The 17,224-nt window shown below is 62.2% G+C and carries 16 protein-coding genes and 2 pseudogenes; 16 read left to right on the plus strand and 2 right to left on the minus strand.

The genetic code is table 11. The features are described 5' to 3' along the window. The first annotated feature begins 15 nt into the window (after positions 1–15). Positions 16–1,136 (plus strand): IS3 family transposase gene (locus tag LK440_RS10675; protein ID WP_101557886.1). Its coding sequence is split into 2 segments (ribosomal slippage): positions 16–268 and positions 268–1,136, totalling 1,122 coding nucleotides; the frame shifts between segments, so codons are not numbered across the junction. 124 nt (positions 1,137–1,260) lie between these two features. Here the strand turns inward: LK440_RS10675 and sodB are convergent. Next, complete coding sequence (sodB, locus tag LK440_RS10680; RefSeq protein ID WP_005012829.1) at positions 1,261–1,839, minus strand: superoxide dismutase [Fe]; 579 nt, start codon at positions 1,837–1,839, stop codon at positions 1,261–1,263. A gap of 93 nt (positions 1,840–1,932) precedes the next feature. Next, complete coding sequence (gene xseA, locus LK440_RS10685) at positions 1,933–3,291, minus strand: exodeoxyribonuclease VII large subunit (protein WP_005012828.1); 1,359 nt, start codon at positions 3,289–3,291, stop codon at positions 1,933–1,935. Between the two features lie 340 nt (positions 3,292–3,631). Between xseA and LK440_RS10690 the strand changes: the two genes are divergently transcribed. From LK440_RS10690 to LK440_RS10760, 15 genes and pseudogenes are all read left to right on the plus strand, one after another. Then, on the plus strand, positions 3,632–4,228 hold the full coding sequence (locus LK440_RS10690; RefSeq protein ID WP_025341375.1) for a MotA/TolQ/ExbB proton channel family protein: 597 nt from the start codon (positions 3,632–3,634) through the stop codon (positions 4,226–4,228). Then, positions 4,225–4,638 carry an ExbD/TolR family protein gene (locus tag LK440_RS10695; RefSeq protein WP_005012826.1) on the plus strand — a complete coding sequence of 138 codons (414 nt, stop codon included), beginning with the start codon at positions 4,225–4,227 and terminating at the stop codon, positions 4,636–4,638. The genes LK440_RS10690 and LK440_RS10695 overlap by 4 nt, the downstream gene beginning before the upstream one ends. Beyond that, on the plus strand, positions 4,635–5,669 hold the full coding sequence (gene lpxK / locus LK440_RS10700) for a tetraacyldisaccharide 4'-kinase (RefSeq protein ID WP_005012823.1): 1,035 nt from the start codon (positions 4,635–4,637) through the stop codon (positions 5,667–5,669). The genes LK440_RS10695 and lpxK overlap by 4 nt, the downstream gene beginning before the upstream one ends. A 25-nt stretch (positions 5,670–5,694) precedes the next feature. After that, positions 5,695–5,874 carry a Trm112 family protein gene (locus LK440_RS10705; protein WP_005012822.1) on the plus strand — a complete coding sequence of 60 codons (180 nt, stop codon included), beginning with the start codon at positions 5,695–5,697 and terminating at the stop codon, positions 5,872–5,874. Positions 5,875–5,888: 14 nt separating this feature from the next. Beyond that, complete coding sequence (gene kdsB / locus LK440_RS10710) at positions 5,889–6,653, plus strand: 3-deoxy-manno-octulosonate cytidylyltransferase (RefSeq protein ID WP_005012820.1); 765 nt, start codon at positions 5,889–5,891, stop codon at positions 6,651–6,653. A gap of 153 nt (positions 6,654–6,806) precedes the next feature. Continuing rightward, positions 6,807–7,463: an adenylate kinase gene (gene adk / locus LK440_RS10715; protein WP_005019095.1), complete on the plus strand. Its 657-nt coding sequence runs from the start codon at positions 6,807–6,809 to the stop codon at positions 7,461–7,463. A gap of 96 nt (positions 7,464–7,559) precedes the next feature. Next, entirely contained in the window at positions 7,560–8,318 is a 759-nt protein-coding gene (locus tag LK440_RS10720; protein WP_005012817.1) for a 3-hydroxyacyl-CoA dehydrogenase, read from the plus strand. Positions 8,319–8,377: 59 nt separating this feature from the next. Then, the gene (gene murJ / locus LK440_RS10725; protein ID WP_005012815.1) at positions 8,378–9,937 is read left to right on the plus strand and encodes a murein biosynthesis integral membrane protein MurJ; all 1,560 of its coding nucleotides are present in this window, start codon (positions 8,378–8,380) and stop codon (positions 9,935–9,937) included. Positions 9,938–10,182: 245 nt separating this feature from the next. Continuing rightward, positions 10,183–10,959: a gluconate 2-dehydrogenase subunit 3 family protein gene (locus LK440_RS10730; protein WP_227944727.1), complete on the plus strand. Its 777-nt coding sequence runs from the start codon at positions 10,183–10,185 to the stop codon at positions 10,957–10,959. An 8-nt stretch (positions 10,960–10,967) separates the two neighbouring features. Continuing rightward, a complete protein-coding gene (locus LK440_RS10735; RefSeq protein ID WP_005012813.1) occupies positions 10,968–12,749 on the plus strand; it encodes a GMC family oxidoreductase in 1,782 nt (593 codons plus the stop codon). Positions 12,750–12,772: 23 nt separating this feature from the next. After that, positions 12,773–13,150 carry a c-type cytochrome gene (locus tag LK440_RS10740; protein ID WP_005012812.1) on the plus strand — a complete coding sequence of 126 codons (378 nt, stop codon included), beginning with the start codon at positions 12,773–12,775 and terminating at the stop codon, positions 13,148–13,150. Positions 13,151–13,295: 145 nt separating this feature from the next. After that, positions 13,296–14,495 (plus strand): ISL3 family transposase, encoded by a 1,200-nt coding sequence (locus LK440_RS10745; protein WP_005012811.1) that lies wholly within the window; start codon positions 13,296–13,298, stop codon positions 14,493–14,495. Between the two features lie 57 nt (positions 14,496–14,552). Continuing rightward, a pseudogene (locus LK440_RS10750) lies at positions 14,553–15,675 on the plus strand (IS3 family transposase). Between the two features lie 7 nt (positions 15,676–15,682). After that, a pseudogene (locus tag LK440_RS10755) lies at positions 15,683–16,168 on the plus strand (FecR family protein); the annotation flags it as partial. 99 nt (positions 16,169–16,267) lie between these two features. Beyond that, a complete protein-coding gene (locus LK440_RS10760; protein ID WP_005012808.1) occupies positions 16,268–17,218 on the plus strand; it encodes an IS481-like element IS481 family transposase in 951 nt (316 codons plus the stop codon). The last annotated feature ends 6 nt before the right edge of the window (positions 17,219–17,224 follow it).

Below are 17,224 nucleotides of genomic sequence, written 5' to 3' on the forward strand. Positions count from 1 at the left end.
CCCAAAGGAATGGCAATGAAGAAACGATTTACGGAAGAGCAAATCATCGGCGTGCTCAAGGAAGCCGATGCAGGTGCCAAGCCCGCAGAGTTGTGCCGCAAGCACGGAATCTCCGAGGCAACGTACTACAACTGGAAGGCGAAGTTCGGTGGCATGACGGTGTCGGACGCTCAGAGGCTCAAGGAGCTGGAGCAGGAGAACAACAAGCTCAAGAAGCTGTTGGCCGAGTCGATGCTGGACAAGGCGGCGCTTCAGGATCTGCTAAGCCGAAAGTAGTCAGCCCGCAGGCCAAACGCGAGGCGGTCAGGACATTAATGACCGAGCGCAGCATGGGTGTTACCCGGGCCTGTGGGCTGGTAGGAATTTCGCGGTCGCTGTTTGCCTACGAGAGCACACGCTCAGGCGATGCTGCGCTGACCGAGCGCATGAAAGAGATGGCAGTGGCGAAACGACGCTACGGCTATCGGAGGATCCATGTGCTCTTACGTCGCGAAGGCTGGCAAGCAAATCACAAGCGAATCTGGCGGCTGTACAGTCTGGCAGGGTTAAGCGTGCGAAAACGAAAGCGTAAGCGAATCGCGGCGACCGAGCGCGTGGTTCGCCCAGCGGCAATCGCGCCGAATCAGAGTTGGTCAATGGACTTTGTGGCCGACGGCCTAGCCTATGGCCGCCGATTCCGCTGTTTGACTATCGTCGATGACTACACTCGCGAATGCCTGGCCATCGAGGTCGATACGTCGTTGCCGGGACTGCGTGTTGCCATGGTGCTGCAACGGCTGGCGGAGATGCGTGGCCTGCCGCGATCTATTACCGTGGACAACGGGCCAGAGTTCGCCGGAAGAGCCTTGGACGCCTGGGCCTACCAAGCAGGCGTAAAGCTGTCGTTTATTCGGCCGGGTAAGCCGGTGGAGAACGCTTATATCGAAAGTTTCAACGGCAAGTTCCGCGACGAATGCCTTAACGAGCACTGGTTCTTGTCCCTGCGACAGGCTAAAAGCTTGATCGAAAACTGGCGAGTCGAGTACAACACCGATCGGCCTCACAGCGCGCTCGGATATTTAACGCCGGCGCAATTCGTGCAGGCTCATCAGAAAGAAGGTCTTTTACCCCTGGGCTCTATGTCGGTGCCGTACTAAATCTGGGGGCAGGTCAGCACCGCCAACGTAACACCAACCTGATAACCCACCGGCGCACAACAAAAAACCCGGCTTACAGCCGGGTCTCGATCGTGCAAGGCGCGCCAGGCGCGCCGTATGCCTCTCAGGCGAAGTTCTTCGCCGCAAATTCCCAGTTCACCAGTGCCCAGAAGTTCTCCAGGTACTTGGGACGAGCGTTGCGATAGTCGATGTAGTAGGCGTGTTCCCAGACATCACAGGTCAGCAACGGCTTGTCGGTCGTGGTCAAGGGCGTGGCGGCGTTGCTGGTGTTGACGATATCCAGCGAACCGTCGGCCTTCTTGACCAGCCAGGTCCAACCCGAACCGAAGTTGCCGGCAGCCGACTTATTGAAGGCTTCCTTGAACGCGTCGAGGCTGCCCCACTTGGCATTGATGGCCTCGGTCAGCGTGCTACAGGGTTCGCCGCCGCCGTTGGGCGAGAGGCTGTTCCAGTAGAACGTGTGATTCCAGACCTGGGCGGCGTTGTTGAAAATGCCACCAGACGACTTCTTGACGATGTCTTCGAGCGACGCGTTTTCAAACTCGGTGCCGGCGATCAGGTTGTTCAGATTGGTGACGTAAGTCTGATGGTGCTTGCCGTAGTGGTACTCCAGCGTTTCCTTGGAGATGCGCGGAGCCAGCGCGTCCATCGCGTAAGGCAGAGGGGGAAGAGTATGTGCCATAGTCGATTCCTTCTTTGTTGAATGCACGATCAAACCAGATGATTGTATCGGCTCTTCTCGGGGGTATCGCCTCAACCCGGGCAAAAGCCAGGGTTAACGGCTGGATTCAATGCTCGTGATGTCGGCGCCGACCCGGCCATGAGCCAGATCTATGCTCACAGCCGCACCCACCGCCAGCGCGCCGGCCTGGCTGATGACCTGACCCTGCGCATCACGCACTATCGCATAGCCACGAGCCAAGGTATTTTCAGGGTCAAGAGCGCGCAACTGCGCCGCCAAGGCCAGTAAACGTGCACGCCGCTCTGCCAGCAAAGCCTGCTGGCCGCGAGCCAGCCGTTGCGTCAGCCCTTGCACCCGATCGAGGCTGCGCGCCATCTGCGGCGCGCGCCGGGCCAGGCGCTGGGTAAGAATGCTCAGGCGGGCGTCGCTCAAGGACAGCGGACGCTTGGCAGCCGAGGCGAGCCTGTGCCGCAAGGTATTGAGACGCTCCCGCTGATTCGCCACGCGCTGCGCAGGCGAAATCAGTTGGGCACTCAATCGGTCAAGACGCTGCCCTGCCTGGTCCAGTCGGCGCTGTTGTGCGCGCGCCAGCCGCGTGGTCACGTGGCCCAGCGCAGCCAGCAGGTCAGCGCGGGGAACGCACGCCAGCTCGGCCGCCGCAGTGGGCGTGGGCGCCCTGACGTCGGCGACAAAGTCCGCGATCGTGAAGTCGGTTTCATGGCCAACGCCCGTGATTACTGGTATGGCGCACTCGGCCACGGCGCGGGCCAGGTCCTCATCGTTGAAGCTCCACAGATCCTCGATACTGCCTCCGCCACGCACCAGCAACAAGGTGTCGACTTCCCGGCGGGCGCTGGCCGCCCTGACCTGACTGGTCAGCCGCGCGGCAGCATCGGCGCCCTGCACCGGAGCCGGATAGACGATGACACCGACCTGCGGCGCGCGCCGCGCCAGCGCGGAGAGCACGTCACGCAATGCAGCCGCGTGCAAAGAGGTGACCACCCCGATGGCGCGCGGCAGCCGCAACGGGCTGCGCTTGCGCTGCGGGTCGAATAAACCTTCGGCAGCCAGCTTGTCCTTCAGGCGCAAAAACGCTTCATACAAATTGCCCACGCCGGCCCGACGCATGGCGTCGGCCTGAAGCTGAAAATCACCCCGCGGCTCGTAGAGCGACACGCGTGCGCGCACCTCCACCTCGTCTCCCGCGCGCGGCACGAACCCGACCGCTGCTGCCCGGCTGCGGAACATGACCGTACGCACGCCGGCGCGAGCGTCTTTGAGCGTGAAGTACCAATGCCCGGATGCGGCCTGGGTGAAGTTCGAGACCTCCCCGCGCACCCAGATCGGAGGGATCTCGCGCTCCAACAACTGCCCCACTGCTTGGTTTAGCTGGGCAACCGAGAAGATATCCCGCGCAAATACGTCATCTTTGACAGCAAATCCAATTGTCATGGGGCTTTGAGCGCCAAATGTGTCCACAGGGCTTGAAATTGCGGGCTCGCATGATAGCGCAATCCCGGTCTGCCTGCCGGCTGCCCGGAGCGCCTTACGCACCCGTACAAGCCTTTGATTTATATGGGTTTAACACCAACCCCACATTGCGCAAAAGGGGAGCAAACCACCCTAAACCCAAGGCCGGCGTGTGTTTCCTGGAAGTTTTGCACAGAATTATCCACAAAAACTGTGGATAGATTGGGCGCTCCTGAGACTTGCCACTCAGGCCAGCCGACCGTTACATTGCGGCCTTGAACGCCTTGCGGCGAGCTGGCCGCGACCACAGGAGCACTCCGTCTTGCTATCCCTTTTGCGCGATGCCGGCTGGCCGATCTGGCCCTTGCTGGCGACCTCCATCTTCGGGCTGGCCCTCATCCTCGAAAGGTTGCTGTCCTTGCGCCGCGCGCACGTGATGCCGCGCGGCCTGACCGAGCAGGTCAATGACATGCTGCGCAACCATGACGAAAGCCCGGAAGCCTTTGCACGCCTGGAGCGCAACTCCCCCTTTGGCCGTATTCTGGCCGAAGTGCTGCGCACCCGGCATGACTCTCGCGAGGCACAGCGCGATGCGGTGGAAGTCGTCGGGCAAGGCGTGGCCCAGGAACTCTATCGTTACATTCCGGCCATCGGCACCATCGCCATGGTCGCCCCGCTGATGGGTCTGTTCGGCACCGTAGTGGGCATGATAGAAATCTTCGGTGCTTACAACCCGGGCAGCGCCGACCCGGCGCAGTTGGCCCATGGCATTTCGGTCGCCTTATACAACACCGGCTTTGGCATTCTCATCGCGATTCCCACCATGATCGCCCACCGCTATTTTCGCAGTCGTGTGGACAACTACATGAATGCCATGGAGCAGGCGGCGGCCCGGCTGGCTCGCGGAGTTCGGTCATGAATTTCCGCCGCCGGGGCTCGCAAGATGAGCTAGACATAAATTTCATTCCGCTCATCGACGTTCTTCTGGTCATGCTGATCTTTCTGGCCGCGACGACCACCTTCGCCCGCTATAGCCAGTTACAAATCACCCTGCCCCAGGCCCAGGCCGACGTCATGCAGCCGCCTGCCATGCTGGAGGTCGCGGTCAGTCAGGACGGGCATTACGCGCTTGACGGCATCCTGCTCGACAGCAGCGATCCGGCCACCATGACGCAGGCCTTGCGCCAGGCAACCGGCGGCAATCCGGATGCGGTGGTGGTCATCAATGCCGACGCGCAGGCTGCCCACCAGTCTGTCGTCAACGTCATGCAGGCTGCTCGCGAAGCGGGCATAGGCCGCATCAATTTTGCTGCCCAGACCGCCCGGTGAAGACTCGCGACGTGCTCCATCGTTTCGTGCAGCGGCAATGGCGTCACGGCGGCTGGCTGGCTGCGCTTATGCGACCGCTGTCGGCGCTGGCGGCCATCGTTGTGCGCCGCAGGCGGCAGGCTTACCAGACTGGCCCCAGGACGGGATGGCGCGCTCCGGTGCCTGTGATCGTGATAGGCAACATTTACGTAGGTGGCACAGGCAAAACACCCGTGGTCATGGCCGTCCTTCAGGGCTTGCGCGACCGCGGGTATACGCCCGGCATGGTCAGCCGCGGCTATGGCGTGCGCATCGATGGCCCGCCCAGGGTTGGCCAAGGAGAGCTGTCGCCGGCGGCCTTCGGCGATGAGCCCACTCTCATCGCTGCGGTCACTGGCGCCGCGGTGGCCGTGCACCCACGGCGCGCCGATGCCGCCCAGGCCCTGTTGGCCGCCCACCCCGAGATCGATGTCATCGTCGCTGATGACGGCTTGCAGCACTTGGCCCTCGCGCGCGATATTGAAATCGTGGTGCAGGATGAACGGGGCTGCGGCAATGGACTGCTCTTACCCGCGGGGCCGCTACGCGAACCGGCCAGCCGGCTGGCGACCGTCGATGCCGTCATCACCAACATGAATACCGGGCCGGCGCGCGCGCCCGATCAGACAGCGGCGCCTCAGTGGGCGATGTGGCTGGAGCCTGAAGACGCGCGACGGGTCAGCGATGGCCTGCGACGCCCCTTGTCAGCATTTACGGGCCAGACAGTGGCGGCAGCGGCAGGCATTGGCAATCCAGACCGTTTTTTCCGCACTCTCGAAAGCGCGGGCCTGGTGCCCACCCCCCGGCTGGCCCTGCCTGACCACTACGACTATGCCCATTCGCCCTTTGGGGACCTGCACGCCGACGCCATCTTCATCACCACCAAGGACGCGGTCAAATGCGCCCGCTTCAATGACCCTCGTCTCTGGGCGGTTCAGGTCCGGGCACGGTTTTCCGGGCCGGACTTCCTGGACTGGCTCGCCGCCCGGCTGCAGGCCCTGCCCGCGCGCTAAGCACGTTCTGCTTTAGAATTCAATCATGGAATCCCGCCTCCTCGACATTCTCGTGTGCCCGCTTTGCAAGGGCCGTCTCGAATCTCTGCGTGCCGACGACGAGCTCGTCTGCCATGCCGACCGCCTCGCTTTTCCTGTGCGCGACGGAATACCCGTCATGCTCGAAAGCGAGGCCCGCCCGCTAGACCCTGTGGCCGACGCCTGAGCCGAGTCAAGACTTTGAGCTTCATCGCCCTCGTTCCTGCCCGCGCCGCCTCGACCCGGCTGCCCGACAAGCCCCTGGCCGACATTGGCGGCAAACCGATGGTCGTTCGCGTCGCCGAGCGTGCTGCCCTGTCGGGTGCCGCGCAGGTCTGCGTGGCCACCGATGATGCGCGCGTCGAACGCGTGGTCAACGACCATGGCTTCCGGGCCGTCATGACCCGCGCCGACCATCCCACCGGCACCGATCGCCTGGCCGAAGCCGTCAGCCTGCTTGGACTGTCCGACGACGCCATCGTGGTCAACGTGCAGGGCGATGAGCCGTTGATCGAACCCGGCCTTATCGACGCAGTCGCCCGACGCCTGGCCGCAACGCCGGGCGCTGACATCGCCACCTGTGCCTGTCCGCTGGCCGATGCCCAGGCCCTGTTCAATCCCAATGTGGTCAAGGTAGTGTGCGACACCCAGGATCGCGCCCTGTACTTTTCGCGCGCCCCCATTCCTTGGGCGCGCGATGCCCTGGCCGACGGACAACGCGTCATGGCCAGCGGCCTGCCCGCCCTGCACCATATCGGTCTGTACGCCTACCGTGTCGGCTTTCTGCACCGCTACCCCACTCTGCCTCAGGGGCAACTCGAACGCTTTGAATCGCTCGAACAGTTGCGCGCCATGGAGTATGGGCACAGTATCGTCGTGTATCGCAGCGAGACCGCTCCGGCGGCCGGCGTAGACACGCCCGCCGATCTGGAGCGGGTTCGCGCCATTTACGCCAGAGGCTTCTAGCGCATGGCCGGATCTGCCATTCGCGAAAATAGATCCAGATCAAGGAATCCCGCGCACTAAGGGTTAATTCCAATGGCGCTGCCCCACATGCACTGCTGCATTGCGGCATAATCGCCACCGACCACAAAAAAAACCACCTCTTCAGGAGCACTTATGCGTCTCATCTTGCTCGGCCCCCCGGGCGCTGGCAAAGGCACTCAGGCTGCCTTCATCACGCAGGCCTACGGTATCCCGCAAATATCCACTGGCGATATGCTCCGCGCGGCCGTCAAAGCCGGCACCCCCCTGGGTATCGAAGCCAAGAAGGTAATGGACGCGGGTGGCTTGGTGTCGGATGAGATCATCATCGGCCTGGTCAAAGACCGCCTCAGCCAGCCGGACTGCTCCAACGGCTACCTGTTCGACGGCTTTCCGCGCACCATTCCGCAAGCCGACGCGCTCAAGGAGGCTGGCGTCAAACTGGACTACGTGGTCGAAATCGCCGTGCCCGACGAAGATATCGTCCAGCGCATGAGCGGACGTTGGGTGCATATGGCCAGCGGCCGCACGTACAACGTCCAGTCCAACCCGCCCAAAGAGGCTGGCAAGGACGACGTCACGGGCGAACCCCTGACCCAGCGCGACGATGATCGCGAAGACACCGTGCGCAATCGCCTTGCCGTCTACCAGAAGCAGACCCGGCCGCTCGTCGACTATTACTCCGGCTGGGCGGCGCAAGACGCCGCCAGCGCCCCCCAGTATCGCAAGATCTCGGGCGTAGGTTCGGTCGAAGAAATCAAAGCCCGCCTGGCCGCCGCGCTGCACAACTAAGGCAAACCTCCGGCTGGCCGCTCACCTGAAACGCAGCCGGTTTTCTTTGCCCGCCGCCGAACGCTGGCCGGGCTTCTGACTTCTCTGAGATCCGACATGGAAATCGCCAACAAGGTATTCATCGTCACGGGCGGCGCATCCGGCCTGGGCGCAGGCACGGTTCGCATGCTGGTCGAAAATGGCGGCAAGGTCGTCATCGCCGATCTGCAGGACGAACCTGGCCAGGCCCTGGCCAAAGAACTGGGTCAGCGTTATGTGCATTGCGACGTAACGCAGGAAGCCGACGGCAAGGCTGCCGTGGCCGCGGCGCTCGCCATCGGTCCGCTGTTCGGCCTCGTCAACTGCGCCGGCGTAGCACCGGCGGCCAAGATCGTCGGCAAAAATGGCGCCCACCCGTTGGACCTGTTCCAGAAGGTTGTCTCCATCAACCTGATCGGCAGCTTCAACATGATGCGCCTGGCCGCCGAAGCCATGGGTCAGAACACCCCCGAGCCCACCGGCGAGCGCGGCGTTCTGATCAACACCGCTTCGGTCGCTGCCTTCGATGGTCAGATCGGTCAGGCCGCTTACGCCGCCTCGAAGGCCGGGGTGGCAGGCATGACCCTGCCCATCGCGCGCGACCTCGCCAAAACCGGTATCCGCTGCATGACCATTGCTCCGGGTATCTTCGGCACCCCCATGATCTTTGGCATGCCCCAGGAAGTGCAGGACTCGCTGGCCGCCAGTATCCCCTTCCCGGCGCGCCTGGGCCGTCCCGAAGACTATGCCAAGCTGGTCTACAGCATCGTCACCAACGACATGCTCAACGGTGAGACGATCCGCCTCGACGGCGCGATCCGCATGCCCCCGAAGTAAACTGCCTGGCAGTCCTGCGTGCCGGTACGGCCGGCACGCGCTTTCACTCAAGCATTCCCATGGCATTGTTTCGCTCGGCCGCAACGGTCAGCAGTTTCACGCTGCTTTCGCGCATTACAGGGTTGGTCCGTGACATCCTGATTGCGCGGGCCTTTGGCGCGGGCGCGTTGACCGATGCCTTCTGGGTGGCCTTCCGGATTCCAAACCTGTTGCGCCGCTTGTTTGCCGAAGGTGCTTTCGCACAGGCTTTCGTGCCCATTCTCGGCACGGCGCGCAGCCACCATGGCGAAGAGGGTGTGCGCGTACTGCTGGATCGCGTGGCGCTGGTCCTGACGCTGACCCTCATGACGGTCACGGCTATCGGCATCGTGGCCGCCCCCTGGATCGTCACGGCAATGGCCAGCGGCCTACGAGACAGTGCGCGCGACACCGAGTTCGGTGCAGCGGTCTGGATGACACGGGTGATGTTCCCCTACATCCTTTGCATGTCGCTGGTGGCCTTCGCCTCGGGCGTTCTCAACACGTGGCGCCGATTCGCCGTCCCGGCCTTCACGCCGGTGCTGCTCAATCTGTCCATGATCGTCGCCACCATCTGGCTGGCACCGCGTCTGGAGGTGCCCATCTACGCGTTGTCCGTCGGGGTGATGGCTGGCGGTGTCGCGCAGTTGGTCATCCAGTGGGCCGCCCTGGCTCATCTTGGCCTGACGCCCCGGCTGACCTTGCGCGTGCGCCAAGCCTGGACCGACCCCACCGTCAAGCACATCCTCAGGCAGATGGCGCCGGCCACCCTGGGGGTCTCGGTGGCCCAGATCTCGCTGCTCATCAACACCAATATCGCCACCTGGCTCACCCCCGGCAGCGTCACCTGGCTATCGTTTGCCGATCGCTTGATGGAATTCCCGACCGCGCTGCTGGGCGTGGCGCTGGGCACCGTGTTGCTGCCCACGCTGTCGGCCGCCAATGCACGCCAGGACCACGCCGGTTACAGCGCCCTGCTCGACTGGGGTTTGCGCATGGTGCTGCTGCTGGGACTGCCCGCTGCCCTCGGCATGATGCTGCTGGCCGATGGGCTGGTGGCCACGCTCTTTCACTACGGCGCGTTTCAGACGGGCGACGTCCAGCAAACCCGTCTGGCTGTCATCGCCTATTCCGTCGGCTTGATCGGATTGCTGTCGGTCAAAATCCTCGCGCCGGGCTTTTACGCCAAGCAGGATATTCGCACCCCTGTGAAGATCGCGATTCTGGTGCTGGTAATGACCCAACTCATGAATCTCATCTTCGTGCCCTTGATGGCGCACGCGGGGCTGGCTCTGGCCATTGGCCTGGGAGCCTGCCTCAATGCGCTGTTGCTGTTGGCCGGGTTGCGCCGCCGCGGGGTCTACCAGCCGGGAGGAAAATGGCTGCGCTTTGTTCTGCGCATGGTGCCCGCTCTGCTGGCGTTGGCGGCACTGCTGCTATGGGTCGACCAGCGCATTGACTGGATCGCCCTGCAGCACTGCCCCTGGCTGCGCGCAGCCTGGCTGGCAGGCGTGCTGGCCGCCAGCGGGGTGGTCTATTTCGGTGTCCTCTTTGCTCTGGGCATGCGCCCACGCGATTTCAATCGCCGCTCAGCCTCCTGACTCCGCATTTGTTCAGCTTAAATTCAGCGAAACAAGCCTAGGCTATGCGAGTCCTGCCAGAGCAAGTGTGATCCCGGGTTTTTAGCTGCGCCGTGTTTGCCACGTCCGAGACCTGAACCTTCGCTGTCCCTTGCCGCAGAACACCGCGGCGGCCGCACAGGCTCGTGTTTGTGCCCTGACCCCGTCGCCGCCAATTCCTCTCCGATGACACTCGCCCTCGCCTAGTCGCGCTGGCAGGTCATGACTTGTCTACTGATAACAGCAAGCACGAAACGGAGAGGTTCATGGAAGACTTCAAGGAGAGCCGCCGCGTCTTTCTGCGCGGCGCGGTGATCGGGGGCACGGCCGCGGCCGGTGCCAGCCTCCCGCTGGCCGGTCTGGCCCAGCAAGCCGCCACGCCTGCGGCCCCTGCCGCAGCACCGACGGCCGAAGATACGCCGGCCGGATATGTGTTTCTCATGCCAGATGAGGCGGCCTTCGTCGAAGCGCTTGTCATGCATATGGTGCCCGCTGCCGGCGGCCTGGGGGGCAGCGGAATGGATCTCGGGCTCAACACCTACATCGATCGAGCCTTGGCCGGCAATTGGGGCAAGGGCGACCGATTGTTCATGCAGGGGCCCTGGCAGTTGGGTACGCCCAATCAGGGCTATCAACTGGCGCTGTCGCCCGCCGAGCTCATGCGTACCGGGATCCTGCAAACCAACGCCTCCTGTAGCAAGAAGTACGAGGGCAAGTCATTCGACATGGTCACCGAGGATCAGCGCGAGGAGATTCTCAAAGGCCTGGAATCGGGGACGATCGCCTTCGAAGCCGGCCCCCCGTCCAAAGTCTTCTTCACGCTGCTCTATCAGCTCGTCGTCGAAGGCCTGTTCGCCGACCCGATCTACGGCGGCAACTACGACAAAGCGGTCTGGAAAGAAATTGGCTTTCCAGGCGTCGTCGCCACGAATGCACGCAACATCGTGGAGTTCAAGAACAAGCCCTTCCCGAACAAGCCGCTGAGCATCGCCGATCTGGCGTAGGAGGACATATGGCCAAGAAACTTCCCGAAGTCGACGTCGTGGTCATCGGTATGGGCTGGACCGGCGGCATTCTTTCCAAGGAACTCGCCGAGGCGGGCCTGAAAGTCGTGGCGTTGGAACGCGGTGAGCATCGCGCCCCTGCCGAAGACTTCTCGGTGCCGCACATTCGCGATGAGCTCAACTACAGCATGCGGCACGGCCTGATGATGGATACGCGCCGCGACACGCTGACCATACGCAACAACGTCAAGGAAACCGCATTGCCCATGCGTCGCCTTGGCTCCTTTCTGTCTGGCGACGGCCTGGGTGGCGCCGGTTCGCACTGGAATGGCCACACCTGGCGCTGGACCGACCACGAGTTCAAGGTCCGGTCGATGTACGAACAGAAGTACGGCAAGAAATTCATCCCGCCCGACATGACCGTGCAGGACTGGGGTATCACGTACGCCGAGCTCGAACCGTTCTATGACCGTTTCGAATACGTCGCAGGCATCTCCGGCACGGCCGGCAACGTCGACGGCAAACACATAGCCGGCGGCAATCCCTTCGAGGCCGAACGCAAACGCGGCTATCCCTTGCCCGCGCTGGACCGCAGCTATGCCTGTGAACTGTTCGAGGGCGCCACCAAGAAGGCGGGCTATCACCCCTTCCCTATGCCCACTTCCAACGCGTCCAAGCCATACACCAATCCGGACGGCTCGGAATTTGGACAATGCCAGTACTGTGGCTTCTGTGAGCGCTACGGCTGCGAATCCAACGCCAAAGGCAGCCCGCTCATTACGGTCATCCCCCTGGCCAAGAAACAGCCCACCTTCGAGCTGCGTACCCAGGCATGGGTCACCCGGATCGTGATGGATAAGCAGAAAAAGACGGCAACCGGGGTCGAGTACACCAATCTCACCAATGGCGAGCAGTTGTTCCAGCCAGCCAAACTGGTGATCCTGGCTGCTTATGCCCTGAACAATGTCCACCTTATGCTGCTGTCTGGCATCGGCAAGCCTTACGACCCGGCCACGGGCAAGGGGGTGGTCGGGCGCAACTATTGCTACCAGACCGGAGCGGGCGCGACGCTGTTCTTTGACGAAGGGCATATTTTCAACCCCTTCATGTCCACCGGCGGCCTGTCTACCGTCATCGACGACTTCAATGCCAACTGGGACTTCGATCGCGCCGAAGCCGGTGCGCGTTTCGTAGGCGGCTACACCGTCAGTGGCGGCATGTACCACGGCCGCCCCATCGAATACCACCCGGTGCCCGGTGGTACGCCCCGCTGGGGCAAGGCCTGGAAGGAGGCCGTGCAAAAGTGGTACCTGCGCGCCATGAGCATTGGCTCATCGGGCAGCGTGATGGCCAATCGTTACAACTTCCTCGACCTGGATCCCACCTACCGAAATGCCTTCGGGCAGCCACTGATGCGCATGACCTTCGACTACAAGGAAAACGAACAGCGCATCTCCGCGCACGCGGCCAAGATCATCAACGAGATTTCCAAGTCGATGAATCCGACCCACTTGAACGAGGCCAAGGCGCGCATGTCATGGTCAGTGGTCCCCTACCAGAGCACGCATAACACCGGCGGCACCATCATGGGCACAGACCCGTCCATGAGCGTGACCAACAAGTACGGGCAATGCTGGGATGCCCACAACCTGTTCATCTGCGGTGCCTCGTTGTTTGGCCATAACGCGGCCTACAACCCGACCGGTCCCGTGGGCGCGCTGGCTTACTTCACGGCAGACGCCATCAAGAACACCTACCTAAAGCATCCCGGTGCGCTGCTGCACGCCTGATCCATGAACCCAAGGAGTTGGTCATGACGAAGATATCGACGAGCCTCACCGCACTCACGCTGCTGCTGGCCTGTAGTCCGGTCGCCTGGGCGCAGGACAAAGTAATGGATCTAGGCAAGCAGGCTTATCAGGAATGCATCGCCTGCCATAGCGTAAAACCGGGCGAAAACGGCGTGGGTCCCAGTCTGGCCGGCGTGTACGGCACCAAGGCGGGCGAAGTTCCGGGGTTCCGCTTCTCAGGCCCCATGAAACGCAGTGGCCTGACCGGGAATGCCGAGACGCTGGATAAGTACCTGGAGAATCCCCAGGCACTGATCCCCGGCACGCGGATGCCCTACTCGGGTATGGCGGATGCCGAGAAACGGGCAGCGCTGGTCAAGTATATCGAAACCTTGAAGTAACATTCAACTTATTGTTGATATATTTCCTTTTATTGCTGGAAAGCAAAAAGACCACTAGAAATAGGTTCATCGCGGAATAGCGTGGAGCCGTGCTTGATTGCCGTTACGCTTGATCCTTGATTTTTCAAGGATCAAGGCCGGGATCATGCTGGACCGCAAGACGATCGAGAGGTTGGGTGGGTGGGAAGGTTATCGGGTGGAGCGGGTCGTGTGGCCTGAAGGTGAGAGCCGGACGGTCACGATTTACCTGAAGCCTTCAGCGCGAACGATGCACTGCGAGCACTGCGGCAACCGATGTCGGCAGGTGCATGAGACGACCACGCGCCGGGTGCGGGATCTGCCGCTAATGGCGCTGCGAGTGACGCTGGTAGTGCCGCGTCGGCGGGTCTGGTGCGAGCAGTGCGGTGGACCGCATCTGGAGAGGCTGAGCTGGCTGGGCCGTTACCAGCGAGTGACCGACCGGCTGGCCGAGGCGGTCAGCCAGTTGCTTGAGTCCAGCAACATTCTGGCCGTGGCGCGCTTCTTCCAACTGGGTTGGCACACGGTCAAGGCGCTGGACAAGGCCCTGCTGCGACGGGCGATCCAAGAGCCGGACTGGAGCCAGATCCACTACCTAGCGATGGACGAGTTCGCTCTACACAAGGGCCATCGTTATGCCACGGTCGTTGTCGATCCGATCCGCCGTCAGGTGCTATGGATCGGTGATGGCCGCTCGCGCGAGACGGCCAGAGCCTTCTTCGAACAACTGCCAACTGGGGTTGCCCAGCAGATCCGGGCCGTAGCGATCGACATGACGACGGCCTATGAGCTGGAGATCCAGGCCAACTGCCCCAACGCCGAGATCGTCTACGACCTGTTCCACGTCGTGGCCAAGTACGGCCGTGAAGTGATAGACCGGGTGCGTGTAGACCAAGCGAACCAGTTGCGGCACGACAAGCCGGCCCGCCGGGTGATCAAGTCCAGTCGCTGGCTACTGCTGCGCAATCGCAAAAACCTCGATCCGTGCCAATCGGTAAAGTTGGACGAGTTGCTCCAGGCCAACCAGCCCTTGCTCACCGCTTATCTGATGCGCGATGAGCTCAAACAGCTGTGGTTCTACCAACACCCCGGCTACGCCCGCCAGGCATGGGATCACTGGCTGCAACAGGCTCAGGGCAGCGGCATCGCCGCCTTGGCTCACTTCGCGCTCAAGCTAAAAGCCTATCTGCACGGGATTCTGTCTCGCTGTCGCCACCGGCTCAACACCAGCATCGTCGAGGGCATCAACAACACCATCAAAGTCATCAAGCGCCGCGCCTACGGCTACCGCGATCAGGAGTACTTCTTCCTCAAGATCCGGTCTTGACCTGCTCCCCGTGATTAGTACGAAATCGATGTAGAGTCCGTTCCCAAAGGAATGGCAATGAAGAAACGATTTACGGAAGAGCAAATCATCGGCGTGCTCAAGGAAGCCGATGCAGGTGCCAAGCCCGCAGAGTTGTGCCGCAAGCACGGAATCTCCGAGGCAACGTACTACAACTGGAAGGCGAAGTTCGGTGGCATGACGGTGTCGGACGCTCAGAGGCTCAAGGAGCTGGAGCAGGAGAACAACAAGCTCAAGAAGCTGTTGGCCGAGTCGATGCTGGACAAGGCGGCGCTTCAGGATCTGCTAAGCCGAAAGTAGTCAGCCCGCAGGCCAAACGCGAGGCGGTCAGGACATTAATGACCGAGCGCAGCATGGGTGTTACCCGGGCCTGTGGGCTGGTAGGAATTTCGCGGTCGCTGTTTGCCTACGAGAGCACACGCTCAGGCGATGCTGCGCTGACCGAGCGCATGAAAGAGATGGCAGTGGCGAAACGACGCTACGGCTATCGGAGGATCCATGTGCTCTTACGTCGCGAAGGCTGGCAAGCAAATCACAAGCGAATCTGGCGGCTGTACAGTCTGGCAGGGTTAAGCGTGCGAAAACGAAAGCGTAAGCGAATCGCGGCGACCGAGCGCGTGGTTCGCCCAGCGGCAATCGCGCCGAATCAGAGTTGGTCAATGGACTTTGTGGCCGACGGCCTAGCCTATGGCCGCCGATTCCGCTGTTTGACTATCGTCGATGACTACACTCGCGAATGCCTGGCCATCGAGGTCGATACGTCGTTGCCGGGACTGCGTGTTGCCATGGTGCTGCAACGGCTGGCGGAGATGCGTGGCCTGCCGCGATCTATTACCGTGGACAACGGGCCAGAGTTCGCCGGAAGAGCCTTGGACGCCTGGGGGCCTACCAAGCAGGCGTAAAGCTGTCGTTTATTCGGCCGGGTAAGCCGGTGGAGAACGCTTATATCGAAAGTTTCAACGGCAAGTTCCGCGACGAATGCCTTAACGAGCACTGGTTCTTGTCCCTGCGACAGGCTAAAAGCTTGATCGAAAACTGGCGAGTCGAGTACAACACCGATCGGCCTCACAGCGCGCTCGGATATTTAACGCCGGCGCAATTCGTGCAGGCTCATCAGAAAGAAGGTCTTTTACCCCTGGGCTCTATGTCGGTGCCGTACTAAATCTGGGGGCAGGTCAGGCGCGCTTGTCGCCGTGCGCGACTTCTACCCGCTATCCAGCGTGGCCGCGGACGCCGCCACCGCCACCGGTGAGCGCCGCCGATACCAACTGACCGATGGCACGGAGCTGCTGCTGGACGCGCGCAGCCGCGTCAACCTGGAGTTCACCGCCACATACCGGCGCCTGATGCTGCTCGAAGGTGCCGTGGCGATTACCACGCCCGATGACCCCAACCGCCCTTTTCTGGTGCAAACCGCAGAAGGGGCCATCCAATCCTCAGGCAAACGCTACATGGTGCGTCAGCAGGCGCGGCGCACTCTGGTCGTGGCCCAGGACGGTGATCTGGATATCGAAACCATCGGGGGCACGCGAGGCAGCATTCCCCAAGGCATGGGGGCCCGATTCGACGCCGCTCGCCTGGATGTCGCGCGCAGCGAGCTGTCCAGCGAAGCCGCCTGGGAAGGCGGCTGGATCAATGCCAATGGCCGCCCACTAGGTGTGAAGATTCAATAGGTTGTATGCATGGTTCATCCGAACCGGATTTGAGAAACTGGAAATCGCCAACCCCCCAGTTCACTCAAGGAGCCCGGCCGGATGAACACCCATAAGCATGCCCGATTGACCTTCCTACGTCGACTCGAAATGGTCCAGCAATTGATCGCCCATCAAGTTTGTGTACCTGAAGCGGCCCGCGCCTATGGGGTCACCGCGCCGACTGTGCGCAAATGGCTGGGCCGCTTCCTGGCTCAGGGCCAGGCGGGCTTGGCCGATGCGTCCTCGCGCCCGACGGTCTCGCCCCGAGCGATTGCGCCGGCCAAGGCGCTGGCTATCGTGGAGCTGCGCCGCAAGCGGCTGACCCAAGCGCGCATCGCCCAGGCGCTGGGCGTGTCAGCCAGCACCGTCAGCCGCGTCCTGGCCCGCGCCGGTCTGTCGCACCTGGCCGACCTGGAGCCGGCCGAGCCGGTGGTGCGCTACGAGCATCAGGCCCCCGGCGATCTGCTGCACATCGACATCAAGAAGCTGGGACGTATCCAGCGCCCTGGCCACCGGGTCACGGGCAACCGACGCGATACCGTTGAGGGGGCCGGCTGGGACTTCGTCTTCGTGGCCATCGATGACCACGCCCGCGTGGCCTTCACCGACATCCACCCCGACGAGCGCTTCCCCAGCGCCGTCCAGTTCCTCAAGGACGCAGTGGCCTACTACCAGCGCCTGGGCGTGACCATCCAGCGCTTGCTCACCGACAATGGCTCGGCCTTTCGCAGCCGCGCCTTCGCCGCGCTGTGCCATGAGCTGGGCATCAAGCACCGCTTTACCCGACCTTACCGCCCACAGACCAATGGCAAGGCCGAACGCTTCATCCAGTCGGCCTTGCGTGAGTGGGCTTACGCTCACACCTACCAGAACTCCCAACACCGAGCCGATGCCATGAAATCCTGGCTACACCACTACAACTGGCATCGACCCCACCAAGGCATCGGGCGCGCTGTACCCATCTCCAGACTCAACCTGGACGAATACAACCTATTGACAGTTCACAACTAGGCGAGA

This window comes from Bordetella holmesii (assembly GCF_020735985.1).
Taxonomy (GTDB): Bacteria; Pseudomonadota; Gammaproteobacteria; order Burkholderiales; family Burkholderiaceae_B; genus Bordetella; species Bordetella holmesii.

What these genes read in the sequence shown, in the direction of transcription:
- sodB (WP_005012829.1), bottom strand. Translation starts at nt 1,839, where the DNA reads ATGGCACATACTCTTCCCCCTCTGCCTTACGCGATGGACGCGCTGGCT.
- xseA (WP_005012828.1), bottom strand. Translation starts at nt 3,291, where the DNA reads ATGACAATTGGATTTGCTGTCAAAGATGACGTATTTGCGCGGGATATC.
- LK440_RS10695 (WP_005012826.1), top strand. Translation starts at nt 4,225, where the DNA reads ATGAATTTCCGCCGCCGGGGCTCGCAAGATGAGCTAGACATAAATTTC.
- LK440_RS10705 (WP_005012822.1), top strand. Translation starts at nt 5,695, where the DNA reads ATGGAATCCCGCCTCCTCGACATTCTCGTGTGCCCGCTTTGCAAGGGC.
- adk (WP_005019095.1), top strand. Translation starts at nt 6,807, where the DNA reads ATGCGTCTCATCTTGCTCGGCCCCCCGGGCGCTGGCAAAGGCACTCAG.
- LK440_RS10720 (WP_005012817.1), top strand. Translation starts at nt 7,560, where the DNA reads ATGGAAATCGCCAACAAGGTATTCATCGTCACGGGCGGCGCATCCGGC.
- murJ (WP_005012815.1), top strand. Translation starts at nt 8,378, where the DNA reads ATGGCATTGTTTCGCTCGGCCGCAACGGTCAGCAGTTTCACGCTGCTT.
- LK440_RS10735 (WP_005012813.1), top strand. Translation starts at nt 10,968, where the DNA reads ATGGCCAAGAAACTTCCCGAAGTCGACGTCGTGGTCATCGGTATGGGC.
- LK440_RS10740 (WP_005012812.1), top strand. Translation starts at nt 12,773, where the DNA reads ATGACGAAGATATCGACGAGCCTCACCGCACTCACGCTGCTGCTGGCC.
- LK440_RS10745 (WP_005012811.1), top strand. Translation starts at nt 13,296, where the DNA reads ATGCTGGACCGCAAGACGATCGAGAGGTTGGGTGGGTGGGAAGGTTAT.
- LK440_RS10760 (WP_005012808.1), top strand. Translation starts at nt 16,268, where the DNA reads ATGAACACCCATAAGCATGCCCGATTGACCTTCCTACGTCGACTCGAA.